Genomic DNA, 24,041 nt, shown 5'->3' with positions numbered 1-24,041 from the left:
TTAACGGCTTTCAGTGAAAAGTTCGCGGCCAATAAGCATGCGGCGTATTTCTGATGTACCTGCACCAATTTCGTATAGCTTGGCATCACGAAGCAGGCGGCCTGTGGCGTATTCGTTTATGTAGCCATTGCCACCTAAAATTTGAATCGCATCGAGTGCCATTTTAGTTGCAAGCTCTGCGGCGCATAAAATTGCACCGGCAGCATCTTTACGGGTTGTTTCACCTCGGTCACAAGAGCGAGCTACCGTGTATACGTATGAGCGCGCAGCATTCATTTGTGTATACATGTCGGCTACTTTGCCTTGAATTAACTGAAACTGCCCAATAGGGGTGTCAAACTGTTTACGCTCGTGAATATACGGTACCACTATATCCATACACGCTTGCATTATGCCAAGCGGGCCTGCTGCAAGTACTACGCGTTCATAATCAAGGCCACTCATAAGTACTTTAACGCCTTCGTTTAAGTTACCTAAAATGTTCTCCTCGGGTACTTCGCAGTTTTCAAATACCAGCTCACAAGTGTTTGAGCCACGCATGCCCAGTTTGTCTAGCTTTTGCGCCGTAGAAAAACCAGGAAAGTCACTCTCAACAATAAACGCGGTAATACCTTTAGCGCCGGCATCTAAATCTGTTTTAGCGTAAATAACTAACGTATGTGCGTCTGGGCCATTAGTGATCCACATTTTATTGCCGTTTAAAATGTACTTATCGCCTTTTTTCTCGGCTTTAAGTTTCATCGATACAACGTCAGAACCTGCATTAGGCTCGCTCATTGCAAGGGCACCAATGTGCTCACCACTAATAAGCTTTGGTAAGTATTTTTCTTTTTGAGCTTGTGACCCGTTACGGTTAATTTGATTAACACACAGGTTAGAATGTGCTCCATAGCTTAAACCTATAGAGGCACTGGCACGGCTAATCTCTTCCATAGCAATTACATGTTCTAAGTAACCCAACCCTGCGCCGCCAAGTTCTTCAGATACGGTCATACCTAGTACGCCCATTTCGCCCATTTGTGCCCAAAGTTGATTTGGAAAGGCGTTATCTAAGTCAGTTTTTTCAGCAAGCGGGGCAATCTCCTGACTCGCAAAACTATTTACGTGGTCGCGGATCATATCGGCGGTTTCGCCAAGGCCAAAGTTCATTTCTTTATATAGTGAAATAGTGCTCATGATTCATTCCTGTGTGACGTGTGTGTTGTCAGTGTGTTGTTATTTTAAAAAATAAACTTACTCGTCTATTTTATTAAGCGTATCTCTGCAGCGGCGCTCGGCCGTCACCAACTCCATAAGAACAACTTTAATGTCGTCCATTTGTTGAGATAGGTCAGACTTTTTATCGGCTATTAAATCAAGCATGGTAACCAGCTGCTTAGCACTCGACTTATCAGCGTCGTACAGTTCAAACAAACGGCCTGTTTCAGCAAGCGTAAAGCCCAATCGTTTACCACGTAATATTAGTTTTAAACGCACTTTGTCGCGTTTTGAATAAATACGGGTTTGACCATTACGATCAGGCGTTATTAGGCCTTGGTCTTCGTAAAAGCGAATAGAGCGGGTAGTAATGTCAAATTCTTTAGCGAGTTCGCTAATGCTAAATGTTTGTTCATTACTTGCTGGCACCTTGGCTGAGCTTGCAAAGTTTGTTTGATTATCTGGTTTCATAATTGTATTTACCTCATTCGAATAACCCCAATATAAGTGAAGTTTACGTAAAGGTAAAGCTTGGTGTGTTTTGAAACTATTTATAAAGGAGTGTTGGTGCGAAGAGTTGACTTATTTTATTAATTTTCAGTAGGTTAATTTTATTTCCTCAGTGTGGCCTAACAGCTGGAAAATAATGCTTACACTTATAAAACTAAAAATTAAGCTGTTTTTAGTTGACGTTGGCGTAAACGTTAGTATTGTGTGTAGGTATTAAATAATAAATGAATACTAAATTAATAGAGCAAATATACTAACAATTATTTGCATTAAATTACAACGGAGTTAGTTATGACTTTAGAATCAGTGGTAATTGTAGCAGCAAAACGCACCCCAATGGGTGGTTTTATGGGAGCGTTAAGTGATGCGCAGTCTACCGAGCTTGGCGCTACCGCCATTGCCAGTGCACTTGCACAAACTGGTTTAGCTAATGATGCAATAGACGAAGTAATTATGGGCTGTGTATTACCAGCAGGGCTTGGGCAAGCGCCCGCACGCCAAGCAATGTTAAAAGCAGGCCTTGCACTTAGCACTGGCGCTACAACAATTAACAAAGTATGTGGCTCTGGTTTAAAAGCCGCCATGCTTGCAAACGATTTAATTAAAGCAGGCTCTATCCAATCTGCCATTGCCGGTGGCATGGAAAGCATGACAAACGCACCGTACTTTATTCCAAAAGCACGTGGCGGTATGCGAATGGGTCACGGCGAAATAAAAGATCACATGATGAGCGATGGTCTTGAAGACGCTTACGATAACAAAGCAATGGGTTGTTTTGCACAAGACACCGCCGACGAATACGGCATTGGTCGCGAGCAAATGGATGCATTTGCATTAGGCTCATTAAGTAAAGCAAAAGCAGCAATACAAAATGGCAGTTTTGATAACGAAGTTGCCCCGCATACGATGCAAACACGCAAAGGCGATGTAACAGTTTCGATTGACGAGCAACCAGGTAACGCCCGCCCAGAAAAAATTCCAAGTCTGCGTGCAGCCTTTAAAAAAGACGGCACCATTACAGCCGCTAATTCATCGTCAATTTCAGACGGTGGCGCGGCGCTTATATTAATGAGCGAATCAAAAGCAAAAGAGCAAGGCTTAACACCGCTTTGTAAAATTGTGGCGCACAGTACTCACTCTCAAAAACCAAGTGAATTTACAGTAGCGCCAGTAGGGGCAATAAGCAGCGTGCTTGAAAAAGCAGGTTGGGCTGTAAACGATGTTGACCTTTGGGAAATTAACGAAGCATTTGCCATGGTAACCATGCTGGCTATTAACGAGTTAAAACTTGATGAAAGCAAAGTAAACGTTAACGGCGGTGCATGTGCACTTGGCCACCCAATTGGTGCAAGCGGCGCGCGTATTTTAGTAACGCTTATTCATGCCCTTAAAAACCGAGGCCTTAAAAAAGGCATTGCGTCTTTATGTATTGGTGGCGGTGAAGCGGTTGCTATGGCCGTAGAAGCGTACTAATTAGGGTTACATGAATAGCTAGACGAATACTTTAACGAATAACTATAAAGGCGCTGCACTCATAATACTAACAAAGCGGCGCTACCAATTTTAAAAGAGAACACACAACTCACACACTAGGATTTAATCATGCACCAAGTACCACTACTTATTAATGGCGAATTTATTCAATCAGCGTCTAAAGAGCTTATCGATGTTATAAACCCAGCAACTCAAGAAGTACTTGCACAAGTGCCATGTACCACCGAGTCAGAAATGGACGCAGCAATTGCCTCAGCCTCTGAAACGTTTAAAACATGGAAAGACGTACCCATTACTGAACGTGCTCGCATTATGATGAAGTACGCGGCGCTATTAAAAGAACATCACGATGAGCTTGCTACCATTATTTGCCACGAATTGGGTAAAACATTTGAAGATGCAAAAGGCGATGTTTGGCGTGGTATTGAAGTAGTAGAACAAGCAGCGAACGCACCATCATTAATGATGGGTGAAACAATGGAAAACGTAGCGCGTAAAATCGATACGTATTCTTACATGCAGCCACTTGGCATATGTGCGGGCGTTACTCCGTTTAACTTCCCTGCGATGATCCCACTTTGGATGTTCCCGCTGGCTATTGTGTGTGGTAACACCTTTATTTTAAAACCGTCTGAGCAAGACCCACTTACACCAACGCGCTTAGCCGAGCTATTTATTGAAGCGGGCGCACCAAAAGGCGTATTACAAGTTGTACACGGTACAAAACCACAAGTAGACCGTCTACTAGAAGATAAAGCAGTACGCGCTATTTCGTTTGTTGGTTCGTGTGGTGTAGGTGCTTATATTTATTCTAAAGGCACGCAAAACCTTAAACGCGTTCAAGCGTGTGTTGGTGCTAAAAACCACATGGTTATTATGCCAGATGCAAGTAAATCGCACGTTGTAAATAACCTAGTAGGCGCATCAGTAGGTGCTGCTGGCCAGCGTTGTATGGGTATTTCGGTTGCTGTATTTGTAGGCCAAGCGAGCGAATGGGTAGATGAAATTAAAGCAGGCTTTGAAAATGTACGCCCAGGTGTGTGGGATGATGCAAAAGCAGCATACGGGCCACAAACATCAAAAGCAGCAAAGTCGCGTATTTTATCGCTTATTGCCGGTGGTAAAGAACAAGGCGCTACCTGTTTAATTGATGGTTCTGACTTTACAGTTGAAGGTTTTGAGCAAGGTAACTGGGTTGGCCCAACGTTATTTACCGATGTAACCAAAGAGATGGATTTATACAAAGAAGAAATATTTGGCCCCGTACTGGCGTGTATGTTTGTAGACACGCTTGATGAAGCAATCGCACTTATTAACGACAGCCCTTACGGTAACGGCACCTCGTTATTTACCTCAAGCGGCGCAGTGGCTCGTAAATTCCAACACGAAATTGAAGTAGGGCAAGTAGGTATTAATGTACCAATTCCGGTGCCACTTCCGTTCTTTTCGTTCACTGGTTGGAAAGGCTCGTTTTACGGCGATACGCACACGTACGGTAAGCAAGGTATTCGTTTTTACACAGAAACTAAAACGATTACCTCACGTTGGTTTGAAGATGATATTGCTTCGGGTCCAAACATGAGCATTAACTTAAAATAATCGTAATTAAAAAATGAGTAAATAAAAGAATAATTAATAATAAAGATGGGCGCGAAGGCTACTTCACACACAACACACATAAGCCTTCGCCGCTCGTCACGATATCCCCGTAACGGGAAACACTAACAACACAACTAACATAACTTACACAATTAAAGAGGTCTAACATGGACTTTAACTTATCTGAAGATCAACAAGCCTTTGCGCAAACAGCACGACAATTTGCCGAGTCAGAACTCGCACCTTATGCAGCAAAATGGGACCGCGAACATATTTTCCCTAAAGACACGATTAAAGCAGCAGGCGAGCTTGGTTTTTGCGGTTTATACACGCCAGAGGAAGCCGGCGGCCTTGGTTTATCTCGTTTAGATTCGAGCATTATTTTTGAACAGCTTGCTATGGGCTGTACAGCAACCACGGCCATGTTGACCATTCATAATATGGCCACGTGGATGGTAGCAAGTTTTGGTACCGATGCAGTTAAAGACCAATACGTAGAGCAATTAGTCATGGGCGAGCTACTTGCCTCTTATTGTTTAACAGAGCCAGGCTCGGGTTCAGACGCCGCATCACTTAAAACAAAAGCTGTGCTTGAGGGCGATGAGTACGTTATTAACGGCTCAAAAATGTTTATATCGGGCGCTGGCGAAACCGAAGTATTAGTGGTAATGGCACGTACAGGCGGCGAAGGCGCTGCAGGTATTTCGGCATTTGTAGTGCCTGCCGATGCAAAAGGCGTTGAATACGGCAAAGCAGAAGAAAAAATGGGGTGGAACGCACAACCTACACGCCTAATTAGCTTTGAAGATGTACGCATTCCTGCGCACAACTTATTAGGGGCTGAGGGCGAAGGCTTTAAATTTGCGATGCAAGGCCTTGATGGCGGTCGAATTAACATTGCCACATGTTCAATTGGTACAGCGCAAGCGGCACTTAATACCGCCCGTGAATATTTAAAAGAACGCACGCAATTTGGTAAGCCACTCGCTGCGTTTCAAGCGCTGCAATTTAAAATTGCCGATATGAACACCGAGCTGGTAGCTGCGCGCCAAATGGTTAGGCTTGCTGCATTTAAACTAGATAATAACGACGTCGAAAAAACCACTTACTGCGCCATGGCTAAACGCTTTGCTACCGATGTTGGTTTTACCGTGTGTAACGACGCGCTGCAAATTCATGGTGGTTACGGTTACATAAAAGAATACCCGCTTGAACGTCATGTACGTGACGTACGCGTTCATCAAATTTTAGAAGGCACTAACGAAATCATGCGTGTAATTATAGCGCGCCGTATTTTAGCAGAGTCAGCAAGCGACGTTTTATAAGGAGCAATGTATGTCAGAATCTAAATCTAATCCAAGTATTGAACTTACAACCGAAGGTCATGTTGCTATTTTAACGATGTCTAATCCGCCAGCAAACACCTGGACAAAAGACACCCTAGTTGATTTAAAAAATACCGTTAACGAGCTAAACAATAATAAAAATATTTATGCCTTAGTACTGACTGGCGAAGGCGAGAAGTTTTTTAGCGCTGGTGCCGACCTAAACGTATTTGTAGGTGGGGATAAAGGCGTAGCCGCCGACATGTCGCGTGTATTTGGTGAAGCATTTGAAGCACTTACTAATTTTAGAGGTGTGTCGGTTGCTGCCATAAACGGTTATGCAATGGGCGGCGGTTTAGAAGTAGCGCTTGCGTGCGATTTACGTATAGCGGAAGAGCAAGCACAAATGGCCCTGCCTGAAGCTAAAGTTGGGTTATTACCCTGTGCGGGTGGTACACAAAATTTAGCATGGCTTGTAGGCGAAGGCTGGGCAAAGCGCATGATTTTATGCGGCGAGCGCTTAAAAGCTGATAAAGCCCTGCAAATTGGCTTAGTAGAAGAAGTAGTACCACAGGGTGAAAGCTTTGCGGCAGCACTAAAACTTGCTAACCAAGTGGCCGATCAAAGCCCCACCTCAGTTGCAGCATGTAAAACATTGATTCAAAAAGGGCGCCATCAACCAATGGCAAGTGTATTGCCTCTTGAGCGCGAGTTATTTGTTGGTTTATTTGATACCGAAGATCAACAAGAAGGCGTAAATGCCTTTTTAGAAAAACGCCGCGCTAACTGGGTAAATGGCTAATGAGTGCTTTAACAGTATTAAATAGCGCCGATGAGCCCGTGATATTTGAAACCGCCACCGCAGAAAACGGCAGTTTAGTAGGGCTTATTACACTAAATGCGCCAAAAGCGTTAAATGCACTTAATTTTGAGATGATCAAATTACTTGAGCCGCAATTGCGAGCTTGGCAAGATGATGATGCTATTGCAATGGTATTGTTAAAAGGCGCTGGCGATAAAGCATTTTGTGCTGGTGGCGATGTTGTCAGCCTTCATCATGCAATGGCGCAAGGTAAACCAACAAGCCTAGTTGAAGAGTTTTTTACGCTAGAGTACAAACTTGATTACCTTATTCATACCTTTGATAAACCAATCCTTGTTTGGGGTAACGGCATAGTAATGGGCGGCGGTTTAGGGTTAATGGCCGGTGCTAGCCACCGCGTCGTAACTGAAACATCACGCATTGCCATGCCAGAGCAAACCATTGGTTTATACCCAGATGTAGGCGGCAGTTACTTTTTACATAAAATGCCACAAAGTGTTGGATTATTTTTAGGGCTAACGTCGGCATCAATTAACTGTGAAGACGCACGTTTTGTATCGCTTGCCGATCACTTTATCGACAGCACTAAATATGATGCCATGCTTGCGCAAATTTTAACTGCCAAGTGGGGAAAAACGGCAAGCCTAAATCATGACAGGTTAACCGATTTACTCACCGATTTAGATAACCAGTCGGCGCGTATGCCTAAAGGCAACGTAAAAGCTAACCTAAAAACGATTCAAAAACTGGGTGAGTTTACAACCTTGCAGGAGCAGGTTGATTACATTTTAGGGCTAACCACTGACGATAAATGGCTACAGCGCGCTCAAAAATCACTTAAGCATGGCTGTCCACTAAGTTGTGCACTTGTAAGTGAACAATTAAAAACAAGCCAAGGCAAAAGCTTACTAGCGTGTTTTAAAATGGAGCTGGGTATGTCGGTTCGCGCTGGCGAAGTAGGTGAATTTCAAGAAGGCGTAAGAGCGCTACTAATAGATAAAGACGGCGCGCCAAATTGGCAATACAAAACACTTAGTGATGTACCACAAACAATAATAGATAGTTTTTTTGCTAATCGCTTTGGCGAAAACCATCCGCTCAATGAGCTTGCTGTTAAATAAAATTGGTATCTAAAAGGAACAACTATGAGTAAATTAAACATAGGTTTTATTGGTTTAGGTAATATGGGCGGCCCAATGGCGGCTAACTTAATTAAAGCTGGGCATACAGTGAGTGTGTTCGATTTAAACCAATCGGTCGTAAATGAGCTTGCAAGTAAAGGCGCAAAAGCAGCAGTTGATGCAAAACAGTGCGCAACTAATGCTGACGTACTTATTAGCATGTTACCTGCGGGCAAACATGTTAAATCGCTTTACTTAGGTAATAACGACGACAGCGGCTTAATTAAAGTGCTAAGCAAAAATACTTTAGTCATTGATTGCTCAACAATAGATGCAGAATCAGCCCGTGTTGTAGGCAGTACGCTTGGTGAACAAGGCATAAGCTTTGTAGATGCACCGGTATCGGGCGGCGTTGCAGGCGCAACCGCAGGCACACTTACCTTTATTGTAGGCGGCGAAAAAGCAGCGTTTGATAAAGCAAATACAGTGCTGAGTGATATGGGTAAAAACATATTTCATGCAGGCGATATTGGCGCAGGGCAAGTTGCCAAAATATGTAACAACATGCTACTTAGCATTTTAATGGCAGGCACCAGCGAAGCACTACAAATGGGCATAAATAACGGCCTCGATCCTAAAGTACTTAGCGACATTATGACCGCAAGTTCTGGCCGAAACTGGACGCTTGAACTTTATAATCCTTGCCCAGGTGTAATGGATACCGCACCGGCCAGTAACGATTATAAACCAGGCTTTATGGTTGATTTAATGGCTAAAGATTTAGGACTTGCAATGGAAGCCGCGCAGCAAAGTAATTCATCAACCCCAATGGGTTCAATGGCTAAAAATTTATACACTATGCTACAGCACCAAGGTGCGGGTAGTGATGACTTTAGTGCCATTTTTAAACTGTTTTCTAAGTAGGAGCAACGCGTGGAAATTAAAAATAACACGGTAGTAATAACCGGTGGCGCACAAGGTTTAGGCTTTGCAATGGCGCAAAAGTTTGCACTAATGGGCGCAAACATTGCTTTAATAGATATGGCACAAGAACTCTTAAATGCCGCATGCGAGCAGTTAACGCAGCTTGAAGGTGTCACAGGCAACATTAAAGGTTATGCCGCAAACGTAACCGCCGAGAGCGAAGTAGAAAACGTATTTAATACCATTAATAGCGATTTTGGCCACATTGGCGTGCTTATAAACAACGCCGGTATTTTACGCGACGGCATGTTTATAAAAGCTAAAGACGGCAAAGTCGTTAAAAAAATGTCCCTTGAGCAATTTCAATCCGTGATTGATGTAAACCTGACAGGTGTGTTTTTAGCAGGGCGCGAAGCTGCAAGCCACATGATTGAATCAGGCAAAGGCGGCGTTATAGTCAATATGTCGAGCGTAGCGCGCGCAGGTAACATAGGCCAAACAAACTACGCGGCATCAAAAGCAGGCGTAGTGGCACTTACCACCACATGGGCTAAAGAACTTGGCCGCTTTGGTATACGTGTAGGCGCTATTGCACCAGGTGTAATAAGCACCGCCATGACCGACGCCATGAAGCCCGAAGCCAAACAACGTATGCTTGCAGTAACGCCAGTAGGGCGCTTAGGCGAAAGCGACGAAATTGCCCATACCGCACAATACATAATCGAAAACGACTTTTTTACCGGCCGCGTAGTTGAAATAGACGGCGGTATTCGTTTGTAAAGTAAGTAGTTTTACGGTTGAATTTAAAAAGCATGGCGCTTGTGGGCTGTGCTTTTTTGTTTTAAATAGGGAAGTTTATAATCTTGAAAAAGGGCTAATAACACCGTTGGCACCTTGTTGTAGTACATGGGTATATATTTGTGTAGTACGCACATCACTATGACCTAGCTGTGTTTGTACTGTGCGGATATCAGCGCCGCTTTGCAGCAAATACGTAGCGAAAGAGTGACGCAAAGTATGTGGGGTAACGTGTTTATTAATATGTGCATCAAAAGCGGCTTTTTTAACAGCGCGCTGTAATTGCTTTTCATCGATATGATGGCGCCTTAATTGCTTACTCTCGGGATCAAGACTTAATTTATGTGATGAAAATAAATATTGCCATCCCAGCTGCTTATTATGGTTTGGATATTTTTTACGTAACAAATGCGGCATATAAGCGCCGCTATATAAGGGGTTTTTCAGATCTAATTGCAGGTAACTATCAACTAATTGTATTTGAGAACGTAATTGCGGTATGAGCTCTACTGCAAGCGTTACAACACGATTTTTACCTCCTTTGCCATCCCAAATTCGAATGCAGTTATAGTCAAAGTCAATATCGTGAACTCGTAAACGCAGTACCTCCATTAATCGCATACCACTGCCATAAAGTAATCCACAGGGTAAATAATGCTTTGCTACACAGTGTTTAAATAGCGCTGAAACTTCTGTTTGAGTAAGCACAACGGGTAGTTTTCTTGGGCGTTCACTTTTTACAAAGTCTAATGATAATGAAAGGGGGCTCTTAATTATTTCTTTATATAGGAAACTTAGCGCATTTAGTGCCTGCGCTTGTGTGCCTTGCGCTACGTTTTGCGAGTTTACTAAATGGTTCAAATACGATTCTACTTGAGTGTCTCCCATAGAGCTTGGGTGCTGCATATTATTAAAGCGGATATAGCTAGCTATCCAAAAAAGATAAGCTTCAATAGTGCTCTTTGCATACCGTTTGCTATACATATGGTCTTTAATCATGGTTAGAAAGAGAGATTTCATAAATGATATTCAACTTTTAAAAACGTACTGTATATATAGACAGTTGTTCGTGTTTTGTCCAATAACATTATTAAAAGTCGTTTTGGTGTATTTTAACAACAATAACTTTACAAAATACGTAATTACTTGTTTACATGGAAGTTGTTTAGTGGAATTATTAAACAATGTAATATACGCCGTTTTGGGGTGTTATAAACCCCCAAAGTGGTGTTCAATAAGCTGTTATATGCTATGAAATATTTTGCACCGTTTGTATTATTACTAATGATTTTAGGCTGCTCTAGGGAAGTTAAAGAAGCGGATAGGATCACTTATTGGAAAAATGATTTTTCTACAACAGTACAACTTGGTTCTTCCTATGAAGAAATAAAGAGTTGGTCATTATCACATCAAATCCCTTTCGAGGTGACTTCAAATGAAAATGAATACACTCTTGTCTTAGAAGTAAAAAAAGAAAATAGTATTGTATGTGTTGATTGGACTTATATTTTATCATTCCAATTAAATGCTAAAAATGAGCTTGTAAAATACGATATAAATAGACATGGTAGGTGTCTGTAAATCGCATATAACAAGTCGTTTAAAAGGACAAAAAACAGTTGGCTGTTTTCGTTCCTCAACATTTTAGCCAACAATTTTTTGCCTCTTAACGAGGCGTTATAAAGCACACGGAGCGTGGAGTGTATATTCGAATTTTATTACTTAATGTCTTTTTCCTTTTAACAAGTTGTGCATTTGTTAATACAGAAATCTTAGACGAAGCAAGTATTTGTCTAACACCTAACTCCAATTATCAAATTGAAATCATTAATAGAGAGACCGTTACAGGTAGCCATCACACACCCTTCGATTATGGCAACAAATCAATTTCTGATCAGATTTATACTTTTCAGGTTTCTACCCTAAATGGGGATCTAGAATCCCATCAAGTAAAGTCGTGGTTAAACTCAAAAATTATAGTTGCTAAATCGGGAAGCTTAAGTATTACGAATAATAAGCTTACTATTAATCTTGATTTCGATGGGTTAAGGTTAAAAGGGAAGGCTTTGTTTTTTAAGGATAATATCAAGAAATGTGCAAGTGCTTTATAACAAGCCATTCAAGCAGGACTTTTAACAGTTGGTTAGGTTCCGCTTCGCTTCACATTATAACCAACAATTAAAAGCCTCTTAATGGGGCGTTAGCTGTATAAGAGAGTTCATTGAATCCTGTAGAGTTAGTCTTCTTTAAGTTAGTTTCTCATGAGATCGAATTATTAGAATTTGAGAAGTGGGTGTACTCAGAATCAAAGCTCGAAGAAATATTAAGCTCTGATGATTATCTAGAACTAATCTCAATAAATTACAAAACACCATCCGGCCTTTATGAAGCAGAGAAAGTACTTTCCAATTACTTTTCAATGGGTAAATACTACGAATGGAACATTCGAAATATACTTCAAAAAATAACTGATAAGCCTAATGATGTTCACAAGTACATTGAACAGTGCTACGACCTCTATTGTGATGGTTTCGACTTCATGGACAATCTAGGTATGGGATACGGTCTAGGTTTAACTTGTCCTGATTATTACAACGAAAAGGTAGATGATTATTACCCCCAGATACTAGATGAAGTTGAGAAAGTTCTTGAGTGGTTAGATAATGGTAAAATTGTAATCACTGGCCACAGTGGCGAGTATCAAGGTATAGAGTATGAAGATAACCGTAGCGTAGAAGAAAAAGAACCTACTGGTTACAAAGTACAAGAAAGTAAAAAATGGTGGCAGTTTTGGTGTTAAATACAGCTAACAAGTCATTAAAGCAGGAAAATTTACAGTTGGCTGTTTTCACTGCGTTCAACATTTTAGCCAACTATAAATTTCCTCTTAATGAGGCGTTGAGGCTGTAGAATTACTCTTTTTAGGAACGTATCCAACTATTTTTTGTTGGTTGCTTTTTAACCTTGAATCCATCTGTTCGCTGTGATCTAATAGATATTATTCACCCATGGTAAACTGTTATGGCTAACTATAAGCCTGACTTATCCTGTCAAAATAAATTCATTTCTATCAATTTCGCTGAGCAAATTTTGCCAGGCACATTTGAATATGCCCTTTGTTATATCGTCGAAAACAAACTCGATTTATCGGGCTTTGACGCGTGGTACAACAATGACAAAACGGGCGCTGCTGCGTATTCGCCTTCGGTAATGCTAAAGATTATTTTACTGGGTTATGCACATGGTTTTATCAGTAGCCGCCGAATTGCTAAAGCGTGTGAGACGAACATTTTATTTATGAGTGTGTCGGGAGATATCCAGCCGCATTACACATCAATAGCGGGCTTCGTAGCTAAAATGCATGAACAGATTGAGCCACTTTTTACGCAAGTGCTGATGATATGTGATGAAGAAGGCTTGATAGGCCGTAACATGTTTGCCATTGATGGGTGTAAATTAAAGTCCAATGCGAGTAAAGAGTGGAGTGGCACATTCGATGAGTTAGGCCGCAAAAAAGCAAAACTAGAACGCGCAAGCAAACGTATTATTGAACGCCACCAATCACAAGATGGACTGAGTGAAGAGTTAATAACTCAGGATTTAAAACAAAAAGAGAAGCTGGATAAAAGTGCAGATAAAATCACCGAGTTCTTAGCCACTCACAAAGAAAAAACAGGCAGTAAAGGCAAGCCAGTTAAAAGTAATATCACTGACCCTGATAGCGCGAAGATGACGACCTCAAAAGGGACAATTCAAGGCTATAACGGCATAGCGATAAACGATGACAAACATCAAATCATCCTGCAAGCACAAGCGTGGGGCTCAGTGGGTGAGCAACAAACCCTACAGCCAGCTGTTAAGCAATTAAAGCAGCAGCTTGATAAATTGAACACTGACAAACCCAAAGACGAGCACACGATTAAATTCACCGCAGACAGTGGGTTTAACAGCGAAGTGAACCTTGAATATATGGCGAAAAGTGGGTTCGATAGCTACATTGCAGATAATCAATTTAGAAAACGAAATCCGCTGTTTAAAGACAGTGAAACATATGAAACAGAGCAAGAAAAACGCCGACTAAAACGCAGTAAAGGCAAGCCACGATTATTTACCTCAGACGATTTTCATTATGATGAAGCAACTCAAACCTGCCGCTGCCCCGCAGGCAATGATATGTGGCGAAGTGGGGTTAATGTAAAAAGTCATAACCAGCAATACACGCGATTCTGCGGTTACTTAAAAGACTGTAAAACCTGCCCGCTACAGCAGCAATGCATGCGAAAACCACCGATAGAAAGAGGACGACAAGTTCAGTTTATAAATAATGAATCGCGCAAAAAGCTGAGCTATGTTGATAAGATGAAAGTAAAAATAGATAGCCCCATAGGGCGACGACAATACAGTAAGCGATTAGGCTGTATTGAACCCGTGTTCGGCAATATTACCGTCAACAAGGGCATGAATAAATTGACCTTACGGGGTCAAACGAAAGTTAATACGCAATGGCAACTGTATTGCCTTGTTCATAATATAGAAAAACTGCAAAACACGATGCATTAAGAAGGGGAAGCCCTTTTAACCTCAAATAAGCCACTCAGACACCTGTAATCCCTTCCAAAACGCCAATTTAAACAACACCAAACACTTCTTTATATGCTGCGTAAAAATACAGTAATCGATTGAACCAAAATAGGAACTCAGCTATGGTTTGTTTATCAATAAAAACAAATAAAAAACGAGTTAATCTACAGGCTCGTTATATTTTCAATTAGCCCGCTTCATCGCCTTCTTATAAGCAGCTCCGCGCTCTCGTTTTCCAACAGATATCACGGTAACTGTTACTATTTCATCATTAACTTCATAAACTAATCTATATCCAGCCTGCCTTAGCTTAATTTTATAAAGTTCGTTTGCCCCTGACAGTTTGGCGCTTTTAATTTTTGGACTCTCTAAAACTGCGGCTAGCTTTTTCTTAAATTGTTCTTTTACCGTAGCGCCTAGTTTATTCCACTCTTTCAGGGCAGACTTTTTAAACTCTAGCTCATAGGTCATTCAAATTAACCTTTACACTTTCTTCACTTTTCCGTTTCTCAGCAAGTGTAATAAGCTCGAGGTCTTCAATCCTATCCATTAAGTATTCGTAGGCTTCAGCAGGTATACAATAAAATGCAGGCTCATTTCTATTCAGTACAGCTATTGGCTCACCGTTACCGCTGAGTGCCACTCTCATTGGATTTGCTTTAAGCTCGCTTATGCTTGCAGCCATTTCAGTTAAAATTCGTGTTGTCATAAATTCACCAGTACGATAAAGTGGTCGCTAATTAGGTCTTACTATAAAACTTAAAATATAACAAAGCAATCAAAGATCGCCCACAAAGAAACGTGGGCTGGACGCGCAAAGAGACGCGCGCCCTTTATTGCGGCGTTGAGGCTGTAGAATTACTCTTTTTAGGAACGTATCCAACTATTCTTGGTTGATTGCTTTTTAACCTTGAATCCATCAGTTCGCTGTGATCTAATAGTTATTATTCACTCACGGTAAACTGTTATGGCTAACTACAAGCCTGACTTATCCTGTCAAAATAAATTCATTCCTATCAATTTCGCTGAGCAAATTTTGCCTGGCACATTTGAATATGCTCTTTGTTATATCGTCGAAAATAAACTCGATTTATCGGGATTTGACGCGTGGTATAACAACGATAAAACGGGCGCGGCGGCGTATCCGCCTTCGGTAATGCTAAAGATTATTTTACTGGGTTACGCACATGGTTTGATCAGTAGTCGCCGAATTGCTAAAGCGTGTGAGACGAACATTTTATTTATGAGTGTGTCGGGTGATATCCAGCCGCATTACACATCAATAGCCGGTTTTGTGGCTAAAATGCATGAACAGATTGAGCCGCTTTTTACGCAAGTGCTGATGATATGTGATGAAGAAGGCTTGATAGGTTGCAACATGTTTGCCATTGATGGGTGTAAATTAAAGTCCAATGCGAGTAAAGAATGGAGCGGCACATTCGATGAGTTAGGTCGAAAAAAAGCAAAACTAGAGCGCGCAAGCAAGCGTATTATTGAACGCCACCAATCACAAGATGGACTGGGCGAAGAGTTGATAACTCAGGACTTAAAACAAAAAGAAAAGCTGGATAGAAGTGCAGATAAAATTACCGAGTTCTTAGCCACTCACAAAGAAAAAACAGGCAGTAAGGGCAAGCCTGTTAAAAGTAATATCACTGACCCTGATAGCGCGAAGATGACGACCTCAAAAGGGACAATTCAAGGCTACAACGGCATCGCGATTAATGACGATAAACACCAAATTATACTGCAAGCTCAAGCGTGGGGCTCAGTGGGTGAGCAACAAACCCTACAGCCAGCTGTTAAGCAATTAAAGCAGCAGCTTGATAAATTGAACACTGACAAATCCAAAGACGAGCACACGATTAAGTTCACCGCAGACAGTGGGTTTAACAGCGAAGTAAATCTTGAATTTATGGCGCAAAGCGGGTTCGATACCTACATTGCGGATAATCAATTTAGAAAACGTAACCCGCTGTTAACAATAAACAAGACACCCACACTAAATTTGCATTAATACCTTATTGTGTGATTTCGGCAAAAACAGTGAATTTACCCTCATCATCTTCTTCCTCAAATATAACTTCCGCATCTCTTTGAGTAACTTTCAACTTATACCAATCTGAAGGTTCTTGATAATAGTCTGACTTAATGAAATATTCACCATCTTCGATATTAATTACGGTTGTAAACTCCTCTATATCTTCTGAGCCATCTAATTTTCTTAGATTGAACCTCACCGTATCTTTATTCGGTGAAACAACGGCTTTTCCAGTTTGAATATACTTCCAAGTGTCACCACTATTTTTTTCGAAGTATTGGGCATAAAATTCATCTAAGCGATCTAACATTATTCTGACTCCTTATGAAATAGCGGCTTTATAAATTAACAAGACACCCACTCTAAATTTTGCACTTTTCGTAAAAAAATTAACAAGACACCCATCCTAAATTTTGATCTTTTTAAAATTTAAGGTTACGTTTTGAATAGTGCAAAAAACGAGCAGGGTGTCTTATGGCAATTGCAAGAAAGCGTCAAGTAAGTTTGGTTGATACAAAATACTACCATTGTATTTCACGTTGCGTGCGACGTGCATTTTTATGTGGGGAAGACCGTTTTACTGGTCAATCTTACGAGCATCGACGAGGCTGGGTTGAAGATAAACTACTTGAATTAGCTAAAGTATTTTGTATTGATGTATGTGCTTATGCCGTAATGAGTAATCACACCCATTTGGTACTGTATGTTGATGATAAAAAAGCGAATAGGCTGAATGATAAAGCGATTGTTATTCGCTGGCATAAGCTTTGTAAAGGCACAGTGTTAACTCAAAAATATGTACAAGGTGAAAAGCTAAGTAAAGTTGAACTCATCTTTTTCAATCAAACGGTTAAACAATACCGCGAACGCCTATCAAGTATTAGCTGGTTTATGCGGCTATTAAATGAAGACATTGAAATTAACAAGACACGCATACTAAATTTTGCACTTTTCGAAGTTAGAGGCTAGCCTTTATTTAGTACGAAAAATAAGCAGGGTGTCTTATGGCTATCGCAAGAAAGCGTCAAGTAAGTTTGGTTGATACAAAATACTACCATTGTATTTCGCGTTGTGTGCGACGTGCATTTTTATGTGGGGAAGACCGTTTTACTGGTCAATCTTACGAGCATCGACGAGGGTGGGTTGAAGATAAGCTGCTTGAATTAGCGAAGGTATTTTGTATTGATGTATGTGCTTATGCCGTAATGAGTAACCACACCCATTTAGTCCTGTATGTAGATGATAAAAAAGCGAATAGACTAAATGATAAAGCGATTGTTATCCGCTGGCATAAACTGTGTAAAGGCACAGTGTTAACGCAGAAGTATGTACAAGGTGAAAAGTTAAGTAAAGTTGAGCTCATCTTTTTCAACCAAACGGTTAAGCAATACCGCGAACGCTTATCAAGTATCAGCTGGTTTATGCGGCTCTTAAATGAAGACATTGCGCGCAGAGCAAATAAAGAAGATAACTGCACAGGTAGGTTCTGGGAGGGCCGATTCAAATCGCAAGCATTACTAGATGAAGCAGCACTTGCAGCCTGTATGGCCTATGTCGATTTAAATCCCATTAGAGCTAAAATGGCTAGCACACCAGAAGAATCAGACCATACCAGTGTACAAAATCGCTTAACATGCGCAGCAGAAGGTAAACAACCTAAGCAGTTACTACGTTTTTCAGGCATGCCACGTCAGATTATACCTAAAGGGCTGCCGTTTGAACTTAAATCGTACCTTGAACTTGTTGAGTTAACAGGGCGAATAATAAGAGAGGATAAACGCGGGCACATTGATAGTATGAACCTTCCTTTGCTAGAAAGACTTAATATATCCCCCGAAAACTGGTTAAAACTCACCACACAATTTACGCGCGTATTTCATGGTGCAGTAGGTAGGCCCACTTCACAAGCAAGTTACTGTGAAAATTTAAAGCGTAAACGGCGCTCAAATATCAGTAATTGCGAAAAGCTACTCGCATAAAATTTAAGCTACTCAGTAAAACTATTTAGTAATAAATCACAACTGCATTATGCAGTTATTTTCATGCGTGTAATTTAGGTTTAATAGGGCTAATTACTCATTTAACGGATGAAATAAAGTGACCCAGCAATAAAAGATAAATTCTGAACCGGAATGGCAAATTTAGTGGCGCAGTTTTGTTTGTTCAATTAGGATGGCTGTCTAGTTTGGTAGTTTCTGTGCATGTCTTATTGAGCTTGGCATTGAAGAAACACTCAATGTTGAGAATGCAGCAGGTTTGGGGACTTCGGATCACGATATGGGCGATATAGAAGTTCATTCAATAGAATTAGGAAATGCCTTATTTGAGAGTCCTGATTTTGTATCACTTAATCTTGACCATGTACAAGTAGCAGATGGTGAAAAGGGAGTACATGGCTTATTAGGCTCTCCGTTTTTTATTCAATACCAAGCTGGTATCGATTTTTCAAAAAACAGGCTAGAGCTTTTTAATGAAAAAAAATTAAGTATCTAACCTAAACTTTGTTCTTTAGTAAATTTTAACTAGCGCACCATGTTTATAGGTTTGATCATGGCATGATGCGCCAGCTGTAATCGTTTACAATTTGTATTTTAAAGCTACTTTCCAAGTTCTTATCTAATAACTCTTATCTAATAACTCTTTTCTTATAATTTCAGCCCCAGCACTTAAGGCATTTAGTTTGCCGTTAGCAATATGGTGAGGTAGGGGAGCCATGCCGCAGTTTGTACACGGGTAAAGCTTGTCGGCATCTACAAATTGCAGTGCTTTACGTAGCGTATTAGCTACTTCTTCTGGCGTTTCGATAGTATGGTTTGCTACATCAATAGCGCCTACCATTACTTTTTTACCGCGAATAAGTTCTAGCAAATCCATTGGTACATGGGAGTTATGGCACTCTAGTGAAATAATATCGATATTAGATTGCTGCAGCTTAGGGAATGCTTCTTCGTACTGTCGCCATTCGCTTCCTAGTGTTTTTTTCCAATCTGTATTGGCTTTAATACCGTAGCCATAGCAAATATGCACGGCGGTTTCGCATTTAAGCCCTTCAATTGCGCGCTCTAAACAGGCGATTCCCCAGTCGTTTACTTCATCAAAAAATACGTTAAACGCGGGCTCATCAAATTGGATGATATCAACGCCTGCGGCTTCTAGCTCTTTGGCTTCTTGATTAAGAATTATGGCAAATTCCCACGCTAGTTTTTCACGGCTTTTATAGTGGTCGTCGTAAAGCGTGTCGATCATGGTCATTGGGCCTGGCAATGCCCATTTTATTGGTTGCTTGGTTTGCTTGCGTAAAAATTTAGCGTCTTCGACAAACACAGGTTTTTGACGGCTAACAGGGCCCACAACGGTGGGTACGCTTGCATCGTACCGGTCACGAATTTTTACTGTTTTACGTTTTTCAAAGTCAACGCCATTTAGGTGCTCTATAAATGTAGTTACAAAATGCTGCCTTGTTTGCTCGCCATCGCTAACAATATCAATGCCTGCTTGTTGCTGGTCGAATAATGACAAACGTAGGGCGTCGTGTTTGCCTTCAATTAATTCATCACCTTGTAATTTCCAAGGTGACCAAAGAGTTTCTGGCTCTGCAAGCCATAAAGGCTTAGGTAAACTGCCCGCGGTAGAGGTTGGTAATAATTTTTTCATAATAAATAATGCCGTATATTTTAGTTAATTATTAAACGTAGCGTTAAGCGCGTTATTTTTCGTTATTATTGGTTGTTACTATCAAGTGTTATGAAAGATAGCTACTAGAGAATTGCTCAAGAACCGTTTGGTATGGCTTGATAAAATGCTCTTGTGCAAACTTGCCTTGCTCGTTTGCTAACTTGCCGCGCTCTTCTCGGTCATACACAATTTGCGTTAGTGAATGATCCAAGTTTTTTAAGTTTGGTTTATATGATTTACCCGCTGTTGCGTTGGCATTATAAATCTCTGGTCTGTAGATTTTTTGAAACGTTTCCATTGTACTAATGGTGCTTATAAGCTCAAGATTGCTGTAATCATTCAGTAAATCACCAAAGAAAAACAATGCTAAAGGCGCTGCACTATTTAATGGCATAAAGTAACGTACCTGCAAGCCCATTTTTTTGAAGTATTGCTCAGTTAAAGACGATTCATTTGGCTCGTATTCAACACCAAGTACCGGATGTTGGTTTTCGGTGCGGTTGTAGGTTTTGTTATCTGACACACTCAGGCATATAACCGGTGGCTTTTTAAAGTTTTGTTTGTATGTATCCGAATTTACGAATGACTGAAATAGCTTGCCATGTAAAACCCCAAAGTCATCTGGAATACTAAATTGAGGCTTGCCTTTATTGTGCTCTTGTAGGAGTACGCTAAAGTCGTAGTCGCGCACATACGATGAAAAGTTGTTTCCTACAATGCCTTCAATGCGCTTATTAGTTTTATGATCAACAATATTTGTTTTTAATATTTCGATTGATGGAAAGCTTTCGCCGCCGTCTTCAATACCTATCTCAACAGATATAATTTCAAGCTCAACAGCATAACGCTCACCTTTGGTGTTATCCCAATGGGCTAGGGCATTAAAACGGTTGTTAATCATGTTTAAGGCGTTACGCAAGTTTGCTTTGCGGTATTCACCTCTGGCTAAATTAGCAAAGTTGGTTGTGATACGCGTATTAGTTGATGGATGATAATTTTCGTCGAGTGAAACGCTCTTAATATTAAATGTAAAATCTTTTTTCATCGTGTTTATATCCAATTTATAATTTAAACCTGATTGATGCTCTGCGCTTTATTAACCTTGCAACTTACTGTGCTGGTTTTGTTATTCAGCGGCTTTAAGTTGTTAGTAATAGTGTTTAGCGCTAAGGGATGAGTAATTTATACGTTGATTGGTATATGAAGAAAAACGGTTTAATTTCACATAAAACATGAGTCATATTCATTAATCATTATTGTTAGATGTGATTGCTTAGTAATTGATGACAATTAAGCATGAATCGATAGAAATAAAGGATGGATGTTCAGCCGTTTAGACTTCCTTTATTTCGGTGTGCACTTTATTCATGTTGAACATGAGGAATATTCAAAGAAGTTTTTTATAGCTATAACAGTGTATTAGCTAAGCTTTTAGCTGTTTACATCGTTGTTTATAGTAAATGTTATGACTATTTAAGCTTAAGTTAGCTATAAAAGTAGTTACTTCTGCTAGTCTAGTATTAAAAGGTAAACAGGCTTCTTAATAACTGCATAGCACTTAGGTATTAATAAAAGCGCTATAAATCATATTAATAACAATGTCAGTACGTTAAGTAAGTTATACTTATTTTTCATCACCTCACCTATCGAGTATTCGTGGATATCAAAGGCACTTGTATTGCATCAGTTACTGATGAGCATGGCCCGGTTTATGTATATCAAACAAAAAAGAATCTTATTCTCAGCTTTGACGGGAAAATTTATCAAAGCTGTATCAAATTAAATAATATTAACGGGTTAAGCTTAGCTTATACGCAAGCTATGATGGCTGCGCTTTTTTTTATACCGCACTTAAAAACCGCGATGATAATGGGACTTGGGGCGGGCTCTATAGCAAAAAGTCTTTATCATGCGTTTCCCGCACTGACTATACATACCGTTGAATACCGTAAAGCCGTTGCTGATATGGCTATAAAATATTTTGAAGTTCCTGTGTCAGAACGTTTGTTTATTCATATTGATAATGCGGCAAATTATATGAAAAAAACGCAGATAAAAACGGACGTGATTTTTTCTGATCTATATAGCTCAGAGGGGATGGAGTCAGACCAAGTGCAATCATCATACTTACGTGATTGTAAAAATGCGCTCACTTTTGATGGTGTACTCGTTCTTAATATTTGCCATACCAAAGTTGGGCAAAGAGAGGTATTTGACCAACTGCTTGATAAAGAGTTTGCAGGAAAAATTCTTAGTTTTGTAATTGAAGGTGGCAATAAAATTGTTTTTGCTTTTAATAATACAATGCCTTCATTCAATCAAGATGAGTTACTGGCCAAAGCTCACGCGTTACAAAAATTAATAAATGTACCAATGGACCGCTATGCCGATCTTTTATTTAATTGCGCTGAGCTTAAATAAGTAAAAACAACCTACTTTTTAGGATGATGCTATTTAATCGCTGTTTTTGTAATCAACTGTTAAATGGCTAGTTTTAAGCCCATCTATCTGCTGTTCATTTAAACTTGGTTAAACTAATCATATTCTGAATAAAAATAATAAAGTACATACCCGTGCGGAAATACTCATAAATGGATTATTGTAAAAATATAATTGCTAAATTTATAAGCGCAATGCAAAAGCGGCCTGGATTATTGGCTGTGATGTCATTTTTGTCGGGTGTTGCTAGCTTTGCACTGGTAGATAGAAAAGAGTCTTTTTCGCAATTTATTGCCATATTTTTGCTTGTTAGTTGGCTATGGCTGATTATTGATAACTGGCTACGTGACAAAGTTGAAGAAAAATTTGGTGTGGCTGTATCTCCTAATGTAATGCGTTTTGCTCTGCAAATGGTGCAACAAGAAAGCCTATTTTTTGCGTTGCCATTTTTTTTAGCGGTTACGCAGTGGGATCATCCTCAAGCAATTTTTACTTCCCTCATTGCTTTGTGTGCACTTATATCGGTAATCGACCCATTTTATTACAAAAAACTTGCCAGAAACCGCACGTTATTTACTGTTTTTCATAACTTTGCTTTATTCGTTGTTTTGCTTGTTACGCTGCCTATTTTATTAAATTTGACTACTAGCCAAAGTTTAGCCGCAGCTCTTGTAACGGCTGTAGTGGTTACTCTACCGAGTTTAAACAATTTAATGCCTAATGCACGCTGGTGGCGTTTTCCTATTCTTGTAGTGATTTTATGTGCCTTAAGCGCGTCTATTTGGCAATTAAGAAGCTACGTGCCGCCTGCAGCACTGCGATTAACCGATATTACGTTAGCTCATGAGGTTGATTTACAGCATAAAAAGCCTGTAGGGAGCATTAAGCAGTTAGATTCTTATACGCTACACCATCAAGGTTTATATAGTTGGACGGCTGTTAAAGCGCCAAGAGGTTTAAACGAAAAAATATTTCATGTATGGATACATAATAAAAAAGAGGTTGATCGAATTACGTTAAATATAAACGGTGGGCGAGAACTTGGTTATAGAGCATGGACTCACAAGGTAAACTTTCCTAAAGACTCTGTTGGTAAATGGCAAGTTAAAGTCATTACTGAGTCAGGACAACTAATAGGTTTAACGAAATTTACTGTTACACCTTAGTTAGCTTAATCGGCTGCAATTTAAATAACTAATTGATATAGTTTTTTCATAGCAAAGTAATGGATATAAATTATGAGTATTGCGTTTGAAATTTTTATTTGGCTAATAGTTGAAACGGGTTTGAGCTTTTTGTTTTACTCGACCGGGTGGCTGCTAGTAAAAGTGGTAACGTTTGGGCAGTATAAAAGCGAGTTTAAGGATTTTGCATCTTATAAAGCGAGTAAAGCTAGAAGAGTCGACTTAATCTTCTTACTCGGTTTTTGTTTTTACTTTGCACTCATTGCCGTTATGGCTTATTTGAGTCACTAAACTGGCTAACAAATTAGGTTAATTATTTTAAGAATAATA

The 24,041-nt window shown here is 40.1% G+C and carries 24 protein-coding genes and 2 pseudogenes; 18 read left to right on the top strand and 8 right to left on the bottom strand.

Annotated elements, in window-relative coordinates:
• Positions 1–1,176: an isovaleryl-CoA dehydrogenase gene (locus I6F50_RS02090; protein ID WP_197175207.1), complete on the bottom strand. Its 1,176-nt coding sequence runs from the start codon at positions 1,174–1,176 to the stop codon at positions 1–3.
• A gap of 57 nt (positions 1,177–1,233) precedes the next feature.
• Positions 1,234–1,668, bottom strand: coding sequence for a MerR family DNA-binding transcriptional regulator (locus I6F50_RS02085; protein ID WP_197175206.1), 435 nt, complete (start codon positions 1,666–1,668; stop codon positions 1,234–1,236).
• Between the two features lie 330 nt (positions 1,669–1,998).
• On the opposite strand from I6F50_RS02085, the gene I6F50_RS02080 reads away from it, so the two are divergent.
• The 7 genes from I6F50_RS02080 to I6F50_RS02050 all read left to right on the top strand — a co-directional run bounded on the left by I6F50_RS02080 (position 1,999) and on the right by I6F50_RS02050 (position 9,773).
• Positions 1,999–3,180: an acetyl-CoA C-acyltransferase gene (locus I6F50_RS02080; protein WP_024590172.1), complete on the top strand. Its 1,182-nt coding sequence runs from the start codon at positions 1,999–2,001 to the stop codon at positions 3,178–3,180.
• A gap of 129 nt (positions 3,181–3,309) precedes the next feature.
• On the top strand, positions 3,310–4,800 hold the full coding sequence (locus I6F50_RS02075) for a CoA-acylating methylmalonate-semialdehyde dehydrogenase (RefSeq protein WP_197139736.1): 1,491 nt from the start codon (positions 3,310–3,312) through the stop codon (positions 4,798–4,800).
• A 167-nt stretch (positions 4,801–4,967) separates the two neighbouring features.
• Positions 4,968–6,125 (top strand): acyl-CoA dehydrogenase family protein, encoded by a 1,158-nt coding sequence (locus I6F50_RS02070; protein ID WP_165727517.1) that lies wholly within the window; start codon positions 4,968–4,970, stop codon positions 6,123–6,125.
• Between the two features lie 10 nt (positions 6,126–6,135).
• Complete coding sequence (locus tag I6F50_RS02065; protein ID WP_166418996.1) at positions 6,136–6,927, top strand: enoyl-CoA hydratase; 792 nt, start codon at positions 6,136–6,138, stop codon at positions 6,925–6,927.
• The gene (locus tag I6F50_RS02060; protein WP_197175205.1) at positions 6,927–8,069 is read left to right on the top strand and encodes an enoyl-CoA hydratase/isomerase family protein; all 1,143 of its coding nucleotides are present in this window, start codon (positions 6,927–6,929) and stop codon (positions 8,067–8,069) included. Before I6F50_RS02065 ends, I6F50_RS02060 begins: the two co-directional genes overlap by 1 nt.
• Before the next feature lie 24 nt (positions 8,070–8,093).
• Positions 8,094–8,993, top strand: a complete 900-nt coding sequence (gene mmsB / locus I6F50_RS02055) for a 3-hydroxyisobutyrate dehydrogenase (protein WP_197175204.1) — start codon at positions 8,094–8,096, stop codon at positions 8,991–8,993.
• Positions 8,994–9,002: 9 nt separating this feature from the next.
• Entirely contained in the window at positions 9,003–9,773 is a 771-nt protein-coding gene (locus I6F50_RS02050) for an SDR family oxidoreductase (protein ID WP_197175202.1), read from the top strand.
• 75 nt (positions 9,774–9,848) lie between these two features.
• On the opposite strand, the gene I6F50_RS02045 is transcribed toward I6F50_RS02050, so the two are convergent.
• Positions 9,849–10,811, bottom strand: a complete 963-nt coding sequence (locus I6F50_RS02045) for an integron integrase (RefSeq protein ID WP_197175201.1) — start codon at positions 10,809–10,811, stop codon at positions 9,849–9,851.
• Between the two features lie 231 nt (positions 10,812–11,042).
• On the opposite strand from I6F50_RS02045, the gene I6F50_RS02040 reads away from it, so the two are divergent.
• The 4 genes from I6F50_RS02040 to I6F50_RS02025 all read left to right on the top strand — a co-directional run bounded on the left by I6F50_RS02040 (position 11,043) and on the right by I6F50_RS02025 (position 14,351).
• Positions 11,043–11,372, top strand: coding sequence for a hypothetical protein (locus tag I6F50_RS02040; protein ID WP_197175200.1), 330 nt, complete (start codon positions 11,043–11,045; stop codon positions 11,370–11,372).
• 119 nt (positions 11,373–11,491) lie between these two features.
• Positions 11,492–11,902 (top strand): hypothetical protein, encoded by a 411-nt coding sequence (locus I6F50_RS02035; protein ID WP_197159390.1) that lies wholly within the window; start codon positions 11,492–11,494, stop codon positions 11,900–11,902.
• A 428-nt stretch (positions 11,903–12,330) separates the two neighbouring features.
• Complete coding sequence (locus I6F50_RS02030; RefSeq protein WP_197175199.1) at positions 12,331–12,591, top strand: hypothetical protein; 261 nt, start codon at positions 12,331–12,333, stop codon at positions 12,589–12,591.
• 221 nt (positions 12,592–12,812) lie between these two features.
• Entirely contained in the window at positions 12,813–14,351 is a 1,539-nt protein-coding gene (locus tag I6F50_RS02025; protein ID WP_197175198.1) for a transposase, read from the top strand.
• 204 nt (positions 14,352–14,555) lie between these two features.
• Here the strand turns inward: I6F50_RS02025 and I6F50_RS02020 are convergent, their stop codons facing one another.
• Positions 14,556–14,843 carry a type II toxin-antitoxin system RelE/ParE family toxin gene (locus I6F50_RS02020; RefSeq protein WP_166421916.1) on the bottom strand — a complete coding sequence of 96 codons (288 nt, stop codon included), beginning with the start codon at positions 14,841–14,843 and terminating at the stop codon, positions 14,556–14,558.
• The gene (locus tag I6F50_RS02015) at positions 14,833–15,081 is read right to left on the bottom strand and encodes a type II toxin-antitoxin system Phd/YefM family antitoxin (protein ID WP_166421917.1); all 249 of its coding nucleotides are present in this window, start codon (positions 15,079–15,081) and stop codon (positions 14,833–14,835) included. Before I6F50_RS02015 ends, I6F50_RS02020 begins: the two co-directional genes overlap by 11 nt.
• Positions 15,082–15,339: 258 nt before the next feature.
• Between I6F50_RS02015 and I6F50_RS02010 the strand changes: the two genes are divergently transcribed.
• On the top strand, positions 15,340–16,389 hold the full coding sequence (locus I6F50_RS02010) for a transposase (protein ID WP_166421918.1): 1,050 nt from the start codon (positions 15,340–15,342) through the stop codon (positions 16,387–16,389).
• Between the two features lie 4 nt (positions 16,390–16,393).
• Here the strand turns inward: I6F50_RS02010 and I6F50_RS02005 are convergent, their stop codons facing one another.
• On the bottom strand, positions 16,394–16,723 hold the full coding sequence (locus I6F50_RS02005; RefSeq protein WP_166421919.1) for a hypothetical protein: 330 nt from the start codon (positions 16,721–16,723) through the stop codon (positions 16,394–16,396).
• A 164-nt stretch (positions 16,724–16,887) separates the two neighbouring features.
• Between I6F50_RS02005 and I6F50_RS02000 the strand changes: the two are divergent.
• The 3 genes and pseudogenes from I6F50_RS02000 to I6F50_RS01990 form a co-directional block, all read left to right on the top strand.
• Positions 16,888–17,328, top strand: a pseudogene (locus tag I6F50_RS02000) (transposase); the annotation flags it as partial.
• An 89-nt stretch (positions 17,329–17,417) separates the two neighbouring features.
• Positions 17,418–18,392 carry a transposase gene (locus I6F50_RS01995; protein ID WP_197175196.1) on the top strand — a complete coding sequence of 325 codons (975 nt, stop codon included), beginning with the start codon at positions 17,418–17,420 and terminating at the stop codon, positions 18,390–18,392.
• A gap of 223 nt (positions 18,393–18,615) precedes the next feature.
• A pseudogene (locus I6F50_RS01990) lies at positions 18,616–18,906 on the top strand (hypothetical protein); the annotation flags it as partial.
• A gap of 123 nt (positions 18,907–19,029) precedes the next feature.
• Here the strand turns inward: I6F50_RS01990 and I6F50_RS01985 are convergent.
• On the bottom strand, positions 19,030–20,067 hold the full coding sequence (locus I6F50_RS01985; protein WP_165739833.1) for a methionine synthase: 1,038 nt from the start codon (positions 20,065–20,067) through the stop codon (positions 19,030–19,032).
• Between the two features lie 88 nt (positions 20,068–20,155).
• The gene (locus I6F50_RS01980) at positions 20,156–21,133 is read right to left on the bottom strand and encodes a DUF1852 domain-containing protein (protein ID WP_165739835.1); all 978 of its coding nucleotides are present in this window, start codon (positions 21,131–21,133) and stop codon (positions 20,156–20,158) included.
• Positions 21,134–21,744: 611 nt separating this feature from the next.
• On the opposite strand from I6F50_RS01980, the gene I6F50_RS01975 reads away from it, so the two are divergent.
• The 3 genes from I6F50_RS01975 (at position 21,745) to I6F50_RS01965 (ending at position 24,002) form a co-directional block, all read left to right on the top strand.
• Complete coding sequence (locus I6F50_RS01975) at positions 21,745–22,509, top strand: ATP-binding protein (protein WP_165739837.1); 765 nt, start codon at positions 21,745–21,747, stop codon at positions 22,507–22,509.
• 170 nt (positions 22,510–22,679) lie between these two features.
• On the top strand, positions 22,680–23,693 hold the full coding sequence (locus tag I6F50_RS01970) for a DUF5924 family protein (RefSeq protein WP_165728604.1): 1,014 nt from the start codon (positions 22,680–22,682) through the stop codon (positions 23,691–23,693).
• 72 nt (positions 23,694–23,765) lie between these two features.
• Positions 23,766–24,002: a hypothetical protein gene (locus tag I6F50_RS01965; protein WP_165728605.1), complete on the top strand. Its 237-nt coding sequence runs from the start codon at positions 23,766–23,768 to the stop codon at positions 24,000–24,002.
• Positions 24,003–24,041: the final 39 nt, after the last annotated feature.

It is taken from the genome of Pseudoalteromonas sp. NZS127_1, assembly GCF_015864295.1.
Classification (GTDB): Bacteria; Pseudomonadota; Gammaproteobacteria; order Enterobacterales; family Alteromonadaceae; genus Pseudoalteromonas; species Pseudoalteromonas arctica.
The sequence above is the reverse complement of the archived record's forward strand: the minus strand, read 5'-3'. Positions and strand labels throughout refer to the sequence as shown.

Bases quoted from the DNA above. Each gene is read 5' to 3' on its own strand.
- I6F50_RS02090 (WP_197175207.1), bottom strand. From the start codon at position 1,176: ATGAGCACTATTTCACTATATAAAGAAATGAACTTTGGCCTTGGCGAA.
- I6F50_RS02030 (WP_197175199.1), top strand. From the start codon at position 12,331: ATGGACAATCTAGGTATGGGATACGGTCTAGGTTTAACTTGTCCTGAT.
- I6F50_RS01985 (WP_165739833.1), bottom strand. From the start codon at position 20,067: ATGAAAAAATTATTACCAACCTCTACCGCGGGCAGTTTACCTAAGCCT.
- I6F50_RS02065 (WP_166418996.1), top strand. From the start codon at position 6,136: ATGTCAGAATCTAAATCTAATCCAAGTATTGAACTTACAACCGAAGGT.
- I6F50_RS02080 (WP_024590172.1), top strand. From the start codon at position 1,999: ATGACTTTAGAATCAGTGGTAATTGTAGCAGCAAAACGCACCCCAATG.
- I6F50_RS02010 (WP_166421918.1), top strand. From the start codon at position 15,340: ATGGCTAACTACAAGCCTGACTTATCCTGTCAAAATAAATTCATTCCT.
- I6F50_RS01965 (WP_165728605.1), top strand. From the start codon at position 23,766: ATGAGTATTGCGTTTGAAATTTTTATTTGGCTAATAGTTGAAACGGGT.
- I6F50_RS02070 (WP_165727517.1), top strand. From the start codon at position 4,968: ATGGACTTTAACTTATCTGAAGATCAACAAGCCTTTGCGCAAACAGCA.
- mmsB (WP_197175204.1), top strand. From the start codon at position 8,094: ATGAGTAAATTAAACATAGGTTTTATTGGTTTAGGTAATATGGGCGGC.
- I6F50_RS02085 (WP_197175206.1), bottom strand. From the start codon at position 1,668: ATGAAACCAGATAATCAAACAAACTTTGCAAGCTCAGCCAAGGTGCCA.
- I6F50_RS02040 (WP_197175200.1), top strand. From the start codon at position 11,043: ATGAAATATTTTGCACCGTTTGTATTATTACTAATGATTTTAGGCTGC.
- I6F50_RS02005 (WP_166421919.1), bottom strand. From the start codon at position 16,723: ATGTTAGATCGCTTAGATGAATTTTATGCCCAATACTTCGAAAAAAAT.
- I6F50_RS02015 (WP_166421917.1), bottom strand. From the start codon at position 15,081: ATGACAACACGAATTTTAACTGAAATGGCTGCAAGCATAAGCGAGCTT.
- I6F50_RS02045 (WP_197175201.1), bottom strand. From the start codon at position 10,811: ATGAAATCTCTCTTTCTAACCATGATTAAAGACCATATGTATAGCAAA.
- I6F50_RS01970 (WP_165728604.1), top strand. From the start codon at position 22,680: ATGGATTATTGTAAAAATATAATTGCTAAATTTATAAGCGCAATGCAA.
- I6F50_RS01980 (WP_165739835.1), bottom strand. From the start codon at position 21,133: ATGAAAAAAGATTTTACATTTAATATTAAGAGCGTTTCACTCGACGAA.
- I6F50_RS02020 (WP_166421916.1), bottom strand. From the start codon at position 14,843: ATGACCTATGAGCTAGAGTTTAAAAAGTCTGCCCTGAAAGAGTGGAAT.
- I6F50_RS02075 (WP_197139736.1), top strand. From the start codon at position 3,310: ATGCACCAAGTACCACTACTTATTAATGGCGAATTTATTCAATCAGCG.
- I6F50_RS01995 (WP_197175196.1), top strand. From the start codon at position 17,418: ATGGCTATCGCAAGAAAGCGTCAAGTAAGTTTGGTTGATACAAAATAC.
- I6F50_RS02060 (WP_197175205.1), top strand. From the start codon at position 6,927: ATGAGTGCTTTAACAGTATTAAATAGCGCCGATGAGCCCGTGATATTT.
- I6F50_RS02025 (WP_197175198.1), top strand. From the start codon at position 12,813: ATGGCTAACTATAAGCCTGACTTATCCTGTCAAAATAAATTCATTTCT.